The organism is Variovorax sp. V213, from assembly GCF_041154455.1.
In the GTDB taxonomy this organism is placed as follows: domain Bacteria; phylum Pseudomonadota; class Gammaproteobacteria; order Burkholderiales; family Burkholderiaceae_C; genus Variovorax.
In genome coordinates this window covers 3101483-3115532 of sequence record NZ_AP028664.1, presented here as the reverse complement: position 1 = coordinate 3115532, position 14050 = coordinate 3101483, and the positions used below count along the sequence as shown (strand labels likewise).

At 68.9% G+C, this 14050-nt stretch carries 16 protein-coding genes; 10 read left to right on the top strand and 6 right to left on the bottom strand.

The window, feature by feature from the left end:
• Window positions 1-10 precede the first annotated feature (10 nt).
• The 5 genes from fhcD to ACAM55_RS14825 are packed head-to-tail and all read left to right on the top strand — an operon-like array spanning window position 11 to window position 4983.
• Window positions 11-973: a formylmethanofuran--tetrahydromethanopterin N-formyltransferase gene (gene fhcD / locus ACAM55_RS14845; RefSeq protein WP_369652295.1), complete on the top strand. Its 963-nt coding sequence runs from the start codon at window positions 11-13 to the stop codon at window positions 971-973.
• Complete coding sequence (locus ACAM55_RS14840; RefSeq protein ID WP_369652294.1) at window positions 970-1797, top strand: formylmethanofuran dehydrogenase subunit C; 828 nt, start codon at window positions 970-972, stop codon at window positions 1795-1797. Before fhcD ends, ACAM55_RS14840 begins: the two co-directional genes overlap by 4 nt.
• A 32-nt stretch (window positions 1798-1829) precedes the next feature.
• Entirely contained in the window at window positions 1830-2363 is a 534-nt protein-coding gene (gene fae, locus ACAM55_RS14835) for a formaldehyde-activating enzyme (protein WP_369652293.1), read from the top strand.
• A gap of 2 nt (window positions 2364-2365) precedes the next feature.
• Window positions 2366-4297 carry an aminodeoxychorismate synthase component I gene (gene pabB / locus ACAM55_RS14830; RefSeq protein ID WP_369652292.1) on the top strand — a complete coding sequence of 644 codons (1932 nt, stop codon included), beginning with the start codon at window positions 2366-2368 and terminating at the stop codon, window positions 4295-4297.
• A 29-nt stretch (window positions 4298-4326) separates the two neighbouring features.
• Window positions 4327-4983: an HAD family hydrolase gene (locus tag ACAM55_RS14825; protein ID WP_369652291.1), complete on the top strand. Its 657-nt coding sequence runs from the start codon at window positions 4327-4329 to the stop codon at window positions 4981-4983.
• Between the two features lie 25 nt (window positions 4984-5008).
• Here ACAM55_RS14825 and ACAM55_RS14820 read toward each other — a convergent pair whose 3' ends face one another.
• Genes ACAM55_RS14820 through ACAM55_RS14810 form a run of 3 tightly spaced genes read right to left on the bottom strand, consistent with a single transcriptional unit; the run spans window position 5009 to window position 8042 of the window.
• A complete protein-coding gene (locus tag ACAM55_RS14820) occupies window positions 5009-5656 on the bottom strand; it encodes a response regulator transcription factor (RefSeq protein WP_354398823.1) in 648 nt (215 codons plus the stop codon).
• The gene (locus ACAM55_RS14815) at window positions 5653-7032 is read right to left on the bottom strand and encodes a histidine kinase (RefSeq protein ID WP_369652290.1); all 1380 of its coding nucleotides are present in this window, start codon (window positions 7030-7032) and stop codon (window positions 5653-5655) included. Before ACAM55_RS14815 ends, ACAM55_RS14820 begins: the two co-directional genes overlap by 4 nt.
• Window positions 7029-8042, bottom strand: a complete 1014-nt coding sequence (locus ACAM55_RS14810) for an alpha/beta fold hydrolase (protein WP_369652289.1) — start codon at window positions 8040-8042, stop codon at window positions 7029-7031. The genes ACAM55_RS14815 and ACAM55_RS14810 overlap by 4 nt, the downstream gene beginning before the upstream one ends.
• A 159-nt stretch (window positions 8043-8201) precedes the next feature.
• Here ACAM55_RS14810 and pqqA point away from each other — a divergent pair, with 159 nt between their 5' ends.
• The 5 genes from pqqA to pqqE all read left to right on the top strand — a co-directional run bounded on the left by pqqA (window position 8202) and on the right by pqqE (window position 11513).
• Window positions 8202-8276: a pyrroloquinoline quinone precursor peptide PqqA gene (gene pqqA / locus ACAM55_RS14805; RefSeq protein ID WP_010100094.1), complete on the top strand. Its 75-nt coding sequence runs from the start codon at window positions 8202-8204 to the stop codon at window positions 8274-8276.
• Between the two features lie 91 nt (window positions 8277-8367).
• On the top strand, window positions 8368-9291 hold the full coding sequence (pqqB, locus tag ACAM55_RS14800) for a pyrroloquinoline quinone biosynthesis protein PqqB (RefSeq protein WP_369652288.1): 924 nt from the start codon (window positions 8368-8370) through the stop codon (window positions 9289-9291).
• Between the two features lie 19 nt (window positions 9292-9310).
• On the top strand, window positions 9311-10075 hold the full coding sequence (gene pqqC, locus ACAM55_RS14795; RefSeq protein ID WP_369652287.1) for a pyrroloquinoline-quinone synthase PqqC: 765 nt from the start codon (window positions 9311-9313) through the stop codon (window positions 10073-10075).
• On the top strand, window positions 10072-10365 hold the full coding sequence (gene pqqD, locus ACAM55_RS14790) for a pyrroloquinoline quinone biosynthesis peptide chaperone PqqD (protein ID WP_369652286.1): 294 nt from the start codon (window positions 10072-10074) through the stop codon (window positions 10363-10365). The genes pqqC and pqqD overlap by 4 nt, the downstream gene beginning before the upstream one ends.
• A complete protein-coding gene (gene pqqE, locus ACAM55_RS14785; RefSeq protein WP_369652285.1) occupies window positions 10362-11513 on the top strand; it encodes a pyrroloquinoline quinone biosynthesis protein PqqE in 1152 nt (383 codons plus the stop codon). The genes pqqD and pqqE overlap by 4 nt, the downstream gene beginning before the upstream one ends.
• On the opposite strand, the gene ACAM55_RS14780 is transcribed toward pqqE, so the two are convergent.
• Genes ACAM55_RS14780 through ACAM55_RS14770 form a run of 3 tightly spaced genes read right to left on the bottom strand, consistent with a single transcriptional unit; the run spans window position 11497 to window position 14041 of the window.
• Window positions 11497-12495, bottom strand: coding sequence for a VWA domain-containing protein (locus tag ACAM55_RS14780; protein ID WP_369652284.1), 999 nt, complete (start codon window positions 12493-12495; stop codon window positions 11497-11499). The two genes, pqqE and ACAM55_RS14780, sit on opposite strands and share 17 nt — an antisense overlap.
• Window positions 12492-13043 (bottom strand): MxaK protein, encoded by a 552-nt coding sequence (locus ACAM55_RS14775; protein WP_369652283.1) that lies wholly within the window; start codon window positions 13041-13043, stop codon window positions 12492-12494. The genes ACAM55_RS14780 and ACAM55_RS14775 overlap by 4 nt, the downstream gene beginning before the upstream one ends.
• Window positions 13040-14041 (bottom strand): vWA domain-containing protein, encoded by a 1002-nt coding sequence (locus tag ACAM55_RS14770; protein WP_369652282.1) that lies wholly within the window; start codon window positions 14039-14041, stop codon window positions 13040-13042. Before ACAM55_RS14770 ends, ACAM55_RS14775 begins: the two co-directional genes overlap by 4 nt.
• Window positions 14042-14050 lie beyond the last annotated feature (9 nt).

The following is a 14050-nucleotide window of genomic DNA, read 5'->3' as shown; positions in this document are numbered from 1 at the left end:
CGGGTGCGGCATGACGGCGCCATCATCTGTGCAGCGCAACGGCGTCGTCATCGACGAGACCTTTGCCGAAGCCTTTCCGATGAAGGCCACGCGCATCCTCATCACGGCCCACACGCTCGAGTGGGCGCGCCACGCCGCGGTGTCGGCCACCGGCTTCGCAACCTCGGTGATCGCCTGCGGCTGCGAGGCCGGCATCGAACGCGAACTCGGCCAGCATGAAACGCCCGATGGCCGGCCGGGCGTGAGCGTGCTGATGTTCTCCATGTCGGGCAAGGAGCTTGGCAAGCAGCTCGAGCGCCGCGTCGGCCAGTGCGTGCTGACCTGCCCGACCACGGCCGTGTTCGCGGGCCTGCCGAAGGGAGCGGGCAGCGACGTGGCGGCGCTCGGCAAGAACCTGCGCTTCTTCGGCGACGGCTGGCAGATCTCGAAAGTGATCGACGGCGTGCGCTACTGGCGCGTGCCGGTGATGGACGGCGAGTTCGTCGCACAGGAAGACACGCCCGTGGTGAAGGCCGTGGGTGGCGGCAACCTGCTGCTGCTGGCGCGCGACACCGATGGCGCGCTGGCCGCCGCCGAGGCCGCAGTGGCGGCGATGAAGCGGCTGTCCAACGTGATCATGCCTTTTCCGGGCGGTGTGGTGCGCTCGGGCTCGAAGGTCGGCAGCCGTTATGCGAACCTGAACGCCTCGACCAACGATGCGTTCTGCCCCAGCCTCGTCGGGCTGGTGCCTCACAGCGAACTGGCGAGTGGCGGCGATTCCGCACAGGAGATCGGCTGCGTGATGGAAATCGTGATCGACGGCCTGGCCGAAGCGGACGTGGCCGCGGCCATGCGCGTCGGCATGGAGGCGGCCATCGGCATCGGCCCCGCCGGGGGGCTGCTGCGCATCTCGGCGGGTAACTATGGCGGCAAGCTGGGCCCGTTCCACTTCCATCTGCACAGGCTGCTCGGCACAGCGGGAGATGCCTCATGAGCGGATGGCATTTCAGGCTGCGGCAGGCGCCGGCATTGCGTGTCGACTTGCGCGGCATCACGCCGGCGGCGCTCGCGGAACTCTCGTCCGCCCAGGTCGAACAGCTGCCTGTGGGCCATGGCAACGAGATGCTGGCGCTGGCCGAACTGTTCGACGTTGCGCCGGGCGAGGAGGGCGTGCTTCGCTTCGAAGGGAACCTCGAGCGCTTCGACCGCATCGGCTGGCAGATGGACGGCGGCAGCATCCGCGTCGAGGGCCACGCAGGCCACTACGCGGGCGGCTGCATGCGCGGCGGCGAGCTGCGCATCGAGGGCCATGCGGGCCTCCTGGCCGCCTGCGAAATGGCCGGCGGCAGCATCGATGTGAAGGGCAACGTCGGCGACTTTGCCGCCAGCACCATGCCCGGCAGCATGGACGGCATGCGCGGCGGCACCTTGGTCGTCCATGGCAATGCGGGCGAGCGCTTCGGCGACCGCATGCGGCGCGGCACCGCCCTCGTACATGGCGGCGCGGGCGCTTTCCTGGGCTCGCGCATGGTGGCGGGTACGATCGGCGTGGGTGGCAACGTCGGCGCGCATGCGGGCTTTGGCATGCGCCGCGGCAGTATCGTCTTCGCCGAGGCCGGAGCGGCCTTGCCGGAAGGCATTGGAACAGCGCTGACCTTCGTGCCGAACCGCGCCGCAACGCCGGTGTTCTGGGCGCTGCTGGCGCGAGACCTTGCGCGCCACGGCGGATTGTTCAGCGACTTGCCGGCACGCCGCATCGAGCGCCACCTGGGCGATCTTTCGGCCGATGGCAAGGGCGAGCTGATCGTGTGCCTATGACTCCCTTCCCAAGCTTTTAACCTCGAGTGTTTATGACGCATCCTTATCTTTTTCATGCCGGCGAAGCCACCGTGCTCGCCAGGGAAGGCCAGTTCACCGACGCCATGCCGGAGATCCTGATCGGTGCGACCGACGGCCCGGTGGGCCAGGCCTTTGCCAACATGATGGCGCAGAGCAAGGGCCACACCGCGATGTTCGCGATTCGCGCCTGCAACCAGCTCGTGCGGCCGGCGACCATCATGGTGCCCAAGGTCACGCTGAAGGACGTGGCCAATATCGACCTGTTCGGTGGCGTGGTGCAGAGCGCCACGGCCGATGCGGTGGTGGATTGCCTGATCGAAGGCATCATTCCCAAGGAACACGCCAATACGCTGTGCATCATCAGCCTGGTGTGGATCGATCCGCGCTGCGCCAAGGACCAGGACCTCGACAAGAAAGACATGTACCGCACCAACTATGAAGCCACCAAGCTCGCGATCCGCCGCGCGCTGAACAGCGAGCCGTCGGTGGAAGAGCTGATTGCCAACCGGCACCGCATCAAGCACGATATGGACGACTGGAGCTGACCGTGCCTTCCTTTGCGCTCCTCGACGACTGCGGCTCGACCCCCGAGCGGCCCACCAGCCGGCTGCACACCGGCTTCGTCCGCGAGCACCGGTGCACCGATGCGGCCGGCCTCGACGGCGTGTGGGCGCGGGTCGATGACGATCTGCGGCAGGGCCTGCACGCGGTGCTGCTGGCCGACTACGAATGGGGCGCCAAGCTGCTGCACGCGGGGCAGACGCGGCTTGCGGCCGACAACGCTTCGGCACTGCGCGTGCTGATGTTCCGCGATTGCGAAAGGCTCTCGGCCGGCGAGGCTGCGAGCTGGCTCGAAGAGTTCGAACAGCGCGAGGCCGGCGAGCTGCTCGACGGCGGCCACCCCCGGCCCGCTGGCGTGATGGACCTGGAGCCCAGCATCGACGAGGCCACCTTCACCGACGCCATCGCGCGCATTCACGAGGCCATCGCCGCGGGCGAGACCTATCAGGTCAACTTCACCTACCGGCTGAATGGCCGGAGCTACGGCTCGCCCGTGGCGCTGTACCGGCGCCTGCGCGAGCGGCAGCCCGTGGCCTACGGCGCGCTGATCGCGCTGCCCGAAAGCAACGAAGGCGACGTCACCCACGTGCTCTCGTGCTCGCCCGAGCTCTTCCTGCGCCACGACGGCGGCGTGCTCACGGCACGCCCCATGAAGGGCACCGCGGCGCGCGTCGATGCGCCAGAGGGCGACAGCGAGATGGCGCGCCTGCTTTCGGTCGACACCAAGAACCGGGCGGAGAACGTGATGATCGTCGACCTGCTGCGCAACGACATCGGCCGCGTGGCGTGCACCGGCTCGGTCAAGGTGCCCACGCTCTTTGCCATCGAGCCGTACGCCACGGTGTTCCAGATGACCTCGACCGTGCAGGCGGCGCTGCGTCCAGGAGTGGGCATGCCCGAGCTGTTGCGCGCGGTGTTCCCCTGCGGCTCGATCACCGGTGCGCCCAAGCACCGCACCATGGAGTGGATCGCCCAGCTCGAGAGCACGCCGCGCGACCTCTACTGCGGCGCCATTGGCTGGATCGATGCGCCGGCAGAGGGCGCGTCCATCGGCGACTTCTGTCTCTCGGTGGCCATTCGCACGCTCACGCTCGGCGCGGAATCGGAAGGCGCGAGGCCGCTGCGCCTGGGCATTGGCGCCGGCATCGTGCAGGACAGCAACGCGGCCGACGAGTTCGAGGAATGCCTGCTCAAGGCGCGTTTCCTGACGGCGCTCGATCCCGGCTTCGAACTGTTCGAAACCATGCTGGCCACGCCGCGCGATGGCATCCGCTATCTGGAGCGGCACCTGGCGCGGCTGGCGCGCAGCGCGCGTGTGCTGGGTTTCGAGTTCAACCGCGATGCCGCGATGGAGGCACTGCGGAGTGCGCTGCCCGCGCTCGCCCCCGGCCAGCCGTCGCGCCTGCGCCTGGCGCTTGCGCACGACGGGCGCATCGGCATCACGCATTCGGCGCTGCCGCCTTTGCCGCCCGGCGCGGTGAAGCTCCTGATCGCAAGCCAGCGCTTGCCCAATGCCAACCCGCTGGCCGCGCACAAGACCACCGTGCGCCAGCACTACGATGCCGGCGTGCGCGCCGCCGAGCGCGCCGGTGCCTTCGACAGCCTGTTCTTCACCGAGGACGGCCGGCTCGTCGAAGGAGGGCGCAGCACGGTGTTCGCGCGCATCGACGGGCGCTGGTGGACGCCGCCTGTTGCCGACGGTGCACTGCCTGGCGTGATGCGCGGCGTGCTGATCGAAGACTCGATATGGGAGGCCACGGAGCGCAGCCTGTCGCTGGAAGACCTGCAGGCGGCACAGAAGCTGGTGGTGTGCAATGCGCTGCGCGGCGTGCTGCCGGCGCAGCTGCAGCTCCCTCAAGTCCCATCCCGGCTGAGGCCGCCGGTTCAGCCTCAGGCCCACGCGGCTTCGGCTGCCTGAGGCGGGCGCGCTTCGACGCCATTTCCGCGATGAAGCTCGCGCTGTTCGACCTCGACCACACGCTGATCCCGTTCGACAGCGGCATGGCCTGGACGCGCTTCCTGGTGGCGCGCAGCGTGCTTCCGGCGGATGCCGAGACGGTCTACCTGGGCTATTGCCAGCAGTACGTGGACGGCACGCTGGACATCCGCGAACTTCATCGCGCCAGCGTCGCGCCGCTTGCAAGCTTTGGCATGGCCCAGCTCCGGCAGTGGGCCGCGGAGTTCGAGGCCGAGATGGCGCCGCGCGTGCCCGAGCCGATGCGTGCTCTGGTGAAAAAGCACCAGGATGCAGGCCACCTCTGCGCCATCGTGACCGCCACCACCCGCTTCATCGCCGAGCCCTTCGGCCGCATATTTGGCGTGGCCGACGTGCTGGCGACGCGCTCGCTGGTCATCGACGACACGCTCGACGGCGGCATCGACGGCGACCCGTGCTTCGGCGTGCACAAGCTGATGCACGTCAACCAGTGGCTGGCACTGCACGACACGCGCCTCGAGGCGCTCGAGCGGTCGTGGTTCTATTCCGATTCGACCAGCGACCTGCCGCTGCTGGAGGCGGTGTCCGACCCGGTGGCAGTGGCCCCGGACGGGCGCCTGCGCGCCCGTGCGCTGGAAGCCGGTTGGCCGATTCTCGAGCGCGCCTGAGCCGCACGGGCCGTGCGTCGATGCGCTACACCTGAATCAGCCCCCACCGCAGCGCCACCCACGTCAGCTCGGCCTGGTTGACGGCGCCCAGCTTCTGCTTCACGCGGTACAGGTGCGAGCCCACCGTGCTGAGCGAGAGGTTCAGCGTGCTCGCGATCTGCGCCACGGTCATGCCGCGCGCGAGCTGGATGAAGACCGAGAACTCGCGCTCGCTGAGCAGGTCGGCCGGGTTGGCTTCGCCTTCGATCTGCGCCGTGGCGAGCGCCTGCGCGGTGGTCGCGTCGATGTAGCGCTCGCCGCGCGCCACGGCCCGCACGGCGGCGATCAGCGCCTCGGGTGCGCTGCGCTTGGCCAGGTAGCCCAGGGCGCCCGCGCGCAGCACGCGGCGTGGATGGATCGTGTCCTCGTGCGCGGACAAGGCCAGCACGCGTGCCTTCGGGTCATGGGCGAGCAGGCGGCGCAGCGCCTCCAGGCCGCCCATGCCGGGCATCGATAGGTCCATCACCACCAGGTCGGGCCGCACCTGCGGATAGTCCTGGCAGGCTTGCTCGCCGGTGTCGGCTTCGGCCGCCACCTCGATCTGCGCGTCGGCCAGCAGCATGCGAAAGCCCATGCGCACCAGCGCATGGTCGTCGACCAGCATCACTCGAATCGTCTGCTCCGCTTGGTTCATGCGTTCTCCGTGGTGGCCGCCGGCAAGGGCAGGCGCACCTTCAATTGGGCGCCCCTGGGCACGGCGGGTTCAAGGCGCAGTTCGCCGCCCAGGCTGTCGATGCGCTCGGCGAGCCACCGCAGGCCATAGTGCCCCACGCTGGTTTCCCTTGCGGCTTCAGGGCCGGGAAGGCCCCGGCCGTCGTCGGTGAGCGTGAGATTCACCGTGTGTTCGTCGCCCGCGAGCGCCAGCACGATCCGGTGCGCCTCGCCGTGCCGCAGCGCGTTGGTGATGCCTTCCTGCGCGGCGCGGTACAGGACCAGCGCCGTGTCGGTATCGAGCCGCAGGCGGTCGAGCTCGATCTCCAGGCGCCACTCGATCTCCACCCCGCCATGGCTGTTGCGCGTGCGCTCGACCAGGTCTTCGAGGGCAGCCACCAGGCCGAACTTGTCGAGCACCAACGGTGTCAGGCGCGGGATCATGCCGTGCATGGCGGTGTAAAGGCGCGCCGATTCCTCAGCAATCAGCCGCGCCGCCTGTTCCGCCTGCGGATCGAGCGCCTGCACGCGCTGCGCGATCGACAGGGCCATGCTGCGCATCGCGGTGACCGACTGCCCCAGCTCGTCGTGCAGCTCGCGTGCGATGAGGCGGCGTTCCTGCTCGATCTTCTGGTCGACCCAGCGGCCCAGTTCGCGGCTTTCGGACAGGCGGCTTTCGGCCCGCACCGCACGCCGCTCGGTCTCGATGTGCTGCTGCAGCATGCCCACCATGCGGTTGAAGGCGGCGCCGATGGCCGCGGCCTCGGTGCCGGGCAGGGCGCGCAGCGCGACGTCGAAGCGCCCGCTCTCGAGCTGGTTCAGCGCATCGACGATGTCGGCGAACGGGCGCGTCGCGCGGCCCACGAGCCAGAACACGCCTGCGTTGACCACCGCCAGCAAGCCGAGCGCGCTGAGCATCAGCAGCACGAAATCGTCCCAGGCATCGAGCACGGCGCGCGACGCGTTGGAACGCACCATCAACCGGCCGCCGGGAAAGGCGATCGACAGCTGCGAAGGCGGCGGCGAGACGAGGCCGGCGAACCAGTCCGGCGCATCCCGGCCGGCCTTGTAGACCGATACCGGCGAGCTGTACAGCACCTGGTCGTCGTTGTCGAGCAGCGTGATGTCGTTGGAGCGCACGCGCCCCACGCCCTGCAGGAACGACAGCATCGCCGGCGTGCCCTGGGCCGCATAGAGCCAGGCAGTGCGGTTGAGCAACTGCGCGGCCACGCGGTTCGCCGCCACGACTTCCTCGTGCACCGATTCGCGCATGGCGCGCAGCTGAAGCGCGAGCATTGCTGCGACGAACAGCAGCGTCAGCAGGCTGACGATGAGGTTGATCTTCAGGCGCAGCGTCATGGCGCGGGTCCGTCGCCGAAGCGGCCGTGCCGCGCGTAGCTGTCGAGCGCGGCAACCATGGCGGAGGCCATGGCCGGATGCGAGGGGTCGTGCCCCGCGCCATCGACCCACCGCAGCTGGCTGTGCGCGATGCGGTCGTGCACCGCCTGTGCGCCTTCGGGGCCGCAGATGCGATCGTCGCGCGAATGAAGGAGCAGGGTGGGAACCTGCGGCAGCGCGCCAAGGCGCTCGAGCAGCGGAGGCGCATCGAGCCAGCAGCGGTGCTGCAGATAGTGGCTCTGCACCCGGTAGCGGTCGACCAGCGCGTCGAGCGTGTCGCGATCGGGTTCGGCTTCAATGGGCGGCGGCCCATCGGTCGGCATCTCCGCGCCACGCGCCAGTGTCTGTTCCCAGTGCCACCAGGCAAGGGCAAGCCGCCGGGGACGATTCTCATCGCCGGAAGATGCGTTCAGAAGGCCGCGAGCCAGGAAGCCCAGCATGTCGTGGCGCTGGCCGGCCGGCGCCACGGACGCGAAATGCGCCCATGCAGCCGGCGCGCGGGCAGCCGTGTCCTGGAAGAAAGCCTTGATGTCTTCGGCCCGCGGCAGGAACACCGCGCGCATCAGCAGGGCCGCCACCGCCTGCGGTTCGGATGCCGCGTGTGCGAGTGCCAGCGTGGCGCCCCACGAGCCGCCGACCACGAGCCAGCGCGGCACTTCGAGGTGCTCGCGCACGTGCCGCAGATCGTCCAGCAGATCGGCCGTGCTGTTGTGCGTCGTCGCACCGCGCGGGCGGCTCCGGCCGGCGCCGCGCTGGTCGATGGCGATCACGCGGTATCGCGCGGGGTCGAAGAAGCGGCGCAGCAGCGGCGAGCTGCCCGATCCGGGCCCGCCGTGCAGCACCACGGCGCAGATGCCCGCCGGATCACCACTTTCTTCTACATGCAGGACGTGGCCGTGCGAGACCGCCAATGCATGGGTTCGCCAGGGCGGAGATTCGGGGTACAGGCCGGTAGGAAGCACGGGGGCCATGGTACGCGGTGACCCCATGGCCGCTATTCATGAAAATCATGAAGTCCCATTCATGATTTCACGGCTAGGTCCCAGCGGTTCATGGGTTCAATATGCGTACCGGAGCACGAAGTTCCCGCAGCCGCCACGTGGCGCTGTGCAATCTTTTCAGGAGACACTATGAAATGGGAAACCCCGACGGCAACTGATCTTCGCTTCGGCTTCGAGATCACGATGTACGTCAGCGCCCGCTGAATTGCGCGCCTCTTGACAACCCGCCCCGGCACTCCCGGGGCGGGTTGTTTCGAGCCCTCTCTTTCTCTCCGCTTCTCTTTCTTTCTCTTCCATGCGCATCACCGTTCTGGGCTCGGCCGCTGGCGGCGGCTTTCCGCAGTGGAACTGCAATTGCCCCAATTGCGCCGGCGTGCGCGCGGGCACGGTGCGCGCCAAGCCGCGCACCCAGTCCTCCATCTTCGTGCGGTCCGACGACAGCATCGACGGCGTGCTGTTCAACGCATCGCCCGACATCCTGGAGCAGATCCGCAGCAGCCCGGTGCTGCAGCCGGCGCGCGCGATGCGCGACACCGCGATTGCCGGCGCGGTGCTGATCGACGGACAGATCGACCATGCCACCGGCCTCTTCATGCTGCGCGAGCGCGGCACGCCGCTGCCGCTGTGGTGCACTGACCCGGTCGCCGAGGACCTGAGTCAGGGTAATCCCGTGCTGCGCGTGCTCTCGCACTATTGCGGCGTGGCCCGCCACCCGATCGCGCTCGACGGCCGCGCCTTCGAGGTGCCCGGCGTGCCCGACCTGAGCTTTCGCGCGCTGGCGCTGACCGGCAAGGCCGCGCCGTATTCGCCGCACCGCGAGCATCAGGTGGCGGGCGACAACATCGGCGTGACCATCCTCGATCGCAAGAGCGGCAAGAGCCTGTTCTACGCGCCGGGCCTGGGCGCCATCACGCCGCCCGTTTTCGACGCCATGTCCAACGCCGATGCGGTCATGGTCGACGGAACCTTCTGGACCGACGACGAGATGGTGCGCCTGGGCGTCGGCACAAAGCGCGCGCGCGAGATCGGCCACCTGCCTCAGTCGGGCGAGGGCGGAATGATCGAATGGCTGTCCCGGCTGCCCCCGACCACCAAGCGGCGCATGTTGATCCACATCAACAACACCAACCCCATCCTCGACGAAGATTCCGAAGAGCATGCGGCGCTCAGGCGCGCAGGCATCGAGCCTTGCGAGGACGGGATGACGATTCAACTCTGAAAGCGCACAGCGCGACACCATGCACGCCGACAGAATCCAGGACCCGTTTCGCACGGCCGCGGGCAACGACAAATCCGCGCCGGCATGGAGCCGCGAGGAATTCGAAGCCAAGCTGCGCGAGCGCGGCCGCAGCTATCACATTCACCATCCGTTCAACGTCATGCTCAACAGCGGCCGGGCCACGCCCGAGCAGATCCGCGGCTGGGTGGCGAACCGCTTCTACTACCAGATCGCGATTCCGATCAAGGACGGGGCGGTGATCTCGAACTGTCCCGATCCCGCGGTGCGGCGCGGCTGGGTGCAGCGCATCCTCGACCATGACGGCTTCGAGCTCGGCGGGATCAAGGACGAGGGCGGGATCGAAGCCTGGCTGCGCCTGGCCGAGGCCGTGGGCCTCTCGCGCGAGGAAGTGCTCGACCTGCGCCACGTGGTGCCGGCCATGCGTTTCGCGGTCGACGCCTACGTGAACTTCGCGCGCCGCGCGCCGTGGCAGGAGGCGGTGTGCTCGTCGCTCACCGAACTCTTCGCGCCCGAGATCCACAAGCAGCGCCTCGCTACGTGGCCCGAGCACTACGGCTGGATCGAGCCGGCCGGCCTGACCTACTTCCGCAACCGCGTGAGCCAGGCCCGGCGCGACGTGGAGCAGGGCCTGTCCATCACGCTCGACCACTTCGACACCCGCGCGCTGCAGGAGCGCGCGCTCGAGGTACTGCAGTTCAAGCTCGACATCCTCTGGGCCATGAACGATGCGATGGCAACGCGCTATGGCGTGAACAGCGCATGAGCGGAACCCAGACCATGCTCACCGCCGAAAGCAAGCCCCGCGTCGGCCCCGGCTTTCGCCTGCAATGGGAGCCAGCGCAAGAATGCCATGTGCTCCTTTACCCCGAGGGCATGGTGCGGCTCAACGGCAGCGCGGGCGAGATCATGAAGCGCTGCGACGGCGAGCGAAGCGTTGCGCAAATCGTGGCCGACCTAGAGCAAGCCTTCGACACCACGGGGCTCGAACCCGAGGTGCGCGGCTTCGTCGAAATGGCGGCGCAGCAGAACTGGCTGCGCTGGGACGCCCCATGACCACCGCGGCACCACGGCCCGGACCGCCGCTCTGGCTGCTGGCCGAGCTCACCTACCGTTGCCCGCTGCATTGCGTGTTCTGCTTCAACCCGGTCGACTTCGCGCAGCAGGAGAACGAGCTGGGCACCGAGGACTGGCTGCGCGTGCTGCGCGAAGGCCGCGAGCTCGGCGCGGTGCAATGCGGCCTCTCGGGCGGCGAGCCGCTGCTGCGCGACGATCTCGAGATCATCATCGCCGAGGCCGCGCGCCTGGGCTACTACACCAACCTGCTGACCTCCGGCGTCGGCCTCACGGCCCAGCGCGCCGCGGCGCTCAAGGCCGCAGGCCTGGACCACGTGCAGCTGTCGTTCCAGGACTCCACGCGCCAGATGAACGACTTTCTCTCGCACACCAAGACCTTCGAGCTGAAGAACCGGGTGGCGAAGATCATCAAGGACCAGGGCTGGCCGATGGTGCTGAACGTGGTGATCCACCGCATGAACATCGACCACATCGACCGCATCATCGAGATGGCGCACGAGATGGGGGCCGAGTACCTCGAGCTGGCCAACACCCAGTACTACTCGTGGGCCTTCGTCAACCGCGACCAGCTGCTGCCCACGCACGAGCAGCTGCGCCACGCCGAGGAGGTGACCGATGCCTGGCGCAAGCGGCTGGGCGAGCGCATGCGGATCTTCTTCGTGGCGCCCGACTACCACGAGGGCAAGGCCAAGAAATGCGTCAACGGCTGGGGCAGCATGTTCCTCACCGTGGCGCCCGACGGCACGGCGCTGCCTTGCCACACCGCCAGGATGCTGCCGGGCCTCGAGTTTCCGAACGTGAAGGCGCACAGCCTGCGCGACATCTGGTTCGACTCGGAGGGCTTCAACCGCTACCGAGGCACCGGCTGGATGAAGGAGCCCTGCGCAAGCTGCGATCAGCGCGAGCAGGACCTGGGCGGCTGCCGCTGCCAGGCCTACCTGCTGGCGCAGGATGCCGCCGCCGCCGACCCGGTGTGCGTGAAGAGCCCGGACCACTACCGCGTGGTGGAGGCGGTGGAGCGTGCCGCGGCGCGCGACCCGGCGGCACCGACGGAACATCCGCTGGTGTTTCGCGATCCGGCCAATTCGCGGCGGCTCTCCGCTGCACTCGTCACGCCGGACGCGTGAGGCCGCGCGGCGGCAGGCGGTCGATCGCCTTCTTGTCCCGCTTCACCGGCCGCCGCTCGCGCAGCCAACCCAGATCCGGCGCGAACCGCCACACCAGAAGCAGCAGCGCCAGGAGCGCGGGAATCCACCGCACGTCCGCGTCCGCCGGCATGTGCTGTGCGTAGCGGCGGTCCAGCATGGCCGTCATCAGTGCCTCCGGCGTGTTCAGGCGCCGGTAGTTCACGCCGACCAGTTCGGCCAGCGAACGCAGGTGGTCTTGCCGCAGCTCCGAAAGATGCTCGTGGTTCAGCGTGCCGCCGATGGCGGAGCCTTGCACCACCTCGTCGGCCCGCCAGTAGCCGGCGGGTTCGCCGTTGCTGCCGGTCTTGGGGATCGGCACCGGCACGTCGCCACCCACGCCGATCAGCCAGCCCTTCACCTCGCCGGGCTTGATGTCCGTCATCGGCGGTGTCTCGTTGATGCGCAGCGGCGGCGATTCCTGCCCGTCGCTGATGAAGACGAAGCTGGTGTCCGGCCCCACGCTGCGGGCCCCGCGCACCGCCCAGGTCACGCCCTTGCTGATGTTGCTGGCGTTGGCCCAGCGCATGCGGCCGTCGATGCGCTCGAGGGAGGCCAGCAGCTCTTCGTAGTGGCTGCAGACCTCGACCGGCGTGAGGATCACCACCGAGCGGTAATCGGCAAAAACACTCCAGCCCACCTTGGAGCCGCAGGGCAGCGCGCCCAGCACGTCGCGCATGGCTGCGCGCGCGAGCGCCAGCCGGCTGACGGCCGCATGGTCGAGCTCGACGTCCTTGACGTTCATGCTTTGCGTGATGTCGAAGCTCACCTGCCAGTTGAATACCGGGCGCTGCAACTGCACGCGCGGCGGCCAGACGGCGAGCGCCAGCAGCAGCAGGGCGAGCACCAGCGGCCCATTGCCACTGCTGCCGCCGAAGCGCCTCGCGGCGGAAAGCCATCGCCGAGGCAGCGACCCAGGTGTCACGGCAGATCTCCGGCGACGAAGCCCGGAACCCGGACGCGGCGCTGCTCGTGCGCGGGCTGCTGCTCGGCGGAAAAGGCTTCGTGGTCCTCGGGCGCGAGCCGCAGCGCGCGCTCCAGGTTGTAGCGCGCGTCCCAGTCCTGCGGCGCGGCGCGCAGCAGGTCGCGCAGCCGCTGCTTGCCCAGTTCGAACAGGGGCAGCGCGCCGGCCTCTTGCGCCATGCCTTGGCGCAGGTACATGTTGCCCAGGTTGAACAGCGCCTGCTGCGCGACGGGGTCGCGTTCACCGCTCTGGATCAGGGGCGCAAAGCCCTTGAGCGCGGCGTCGTGCGCGCCGGCTTGCGACAGCGCCAGCGCCTGGGCCAATTGCAGCTGGCGCGGCGCCGAGACGGGCGCGGGCGCCGCGTCCCTGCCTACCGGTGCGGCGGCGATGCGGGCGATCTCGGCGTTCAGGTCCATTGCATGGCGCAGGCGCAGCCCGCGCTCCAGCGCCACGCCGGCGCAGCACAGGCTCATGACGCCGAAGACCAGGTGAACCGTACGTCGTTTCATGCGTCTTTCCGCCAGCTCTGCAGCTGTACCGCGCGGCAGGCGAGCAGGCCCGCGCAGCACAGCATCGCCGCCAGATAGAACGCGGCGCCGTGGTCCTGCCGCGGCACCCGCTCATGAATGGTCAGCGGAAAATTCTGCTGCCGGTCGATCTCGGCCATGGCCGCCGCCATGGCATTGGAATCGTCCACCTGGTAGAGCCGATAGGGGGTGCGGAGCGTCTTGAAGAACTGGTGCAGCGCGAGTTCTTCGCCGAGGCCGTAGGCCGACACCGTCTCGGTGTTGAGGTTGGGCGAGTTCGGGCCGCTGCGCACGTAGATCCAGTACAGGCCGATCTTCTCGCGCGCGAGCCCGGCATGGACGCGCTGGCGCGTGGCTTCGTCGAGCTGGGCCCCGCCATCCGAGACGATCAGGATCACGCGACTTCCCGAATAGCTGCGGCCCTCGAATTCCTCGATGGCGGCCAGCAGCGCGGCGCCCATGCGGGTCTCGGGCAGGCCGCGGCCGATGGCGGTGGCGGCGAGCGCGGCCTGCACGGTGTCGGTCTTCTGCGTGAAGGGCACCGCCGCGATCGGCACCGTGCTGAAGGTCATGAAGGCAAACCGGTTGTCGGGCCGCTTGGCGACGAATTCGCCCAGCAGGTCGCGCACCACCTTGGCCTTGGGTTCTTGCGACATGCGGCCCGCGGTCTGCAGGCCGTTGGTGTGGACCGTCGCGTCCATGCTGCTGCTGCGGTCCATGAGGATCAGCACCTCCGCGCCGCGGCCGGGGCGCTCGACCACGGCGCCCGATTGCCCCGGCCCCGCGAGACCGAGCACCGTGAAAGCCATGGCGCCCGCCGCAAAGGCGCGCCACAGAAAACCCACCAGGCGGCCGACCCGATCGGCCGGCAGCCAGGCGAGGTAGGAGAAGCCCAGCGTGTCGCTGCGCCTGCGCAGCAGCGGCAGCAACGCCAGCGGCAGCAGCATGAGCATCCAGGGCTGGGCGAGGTCGAATCGCATGGTGGCGCG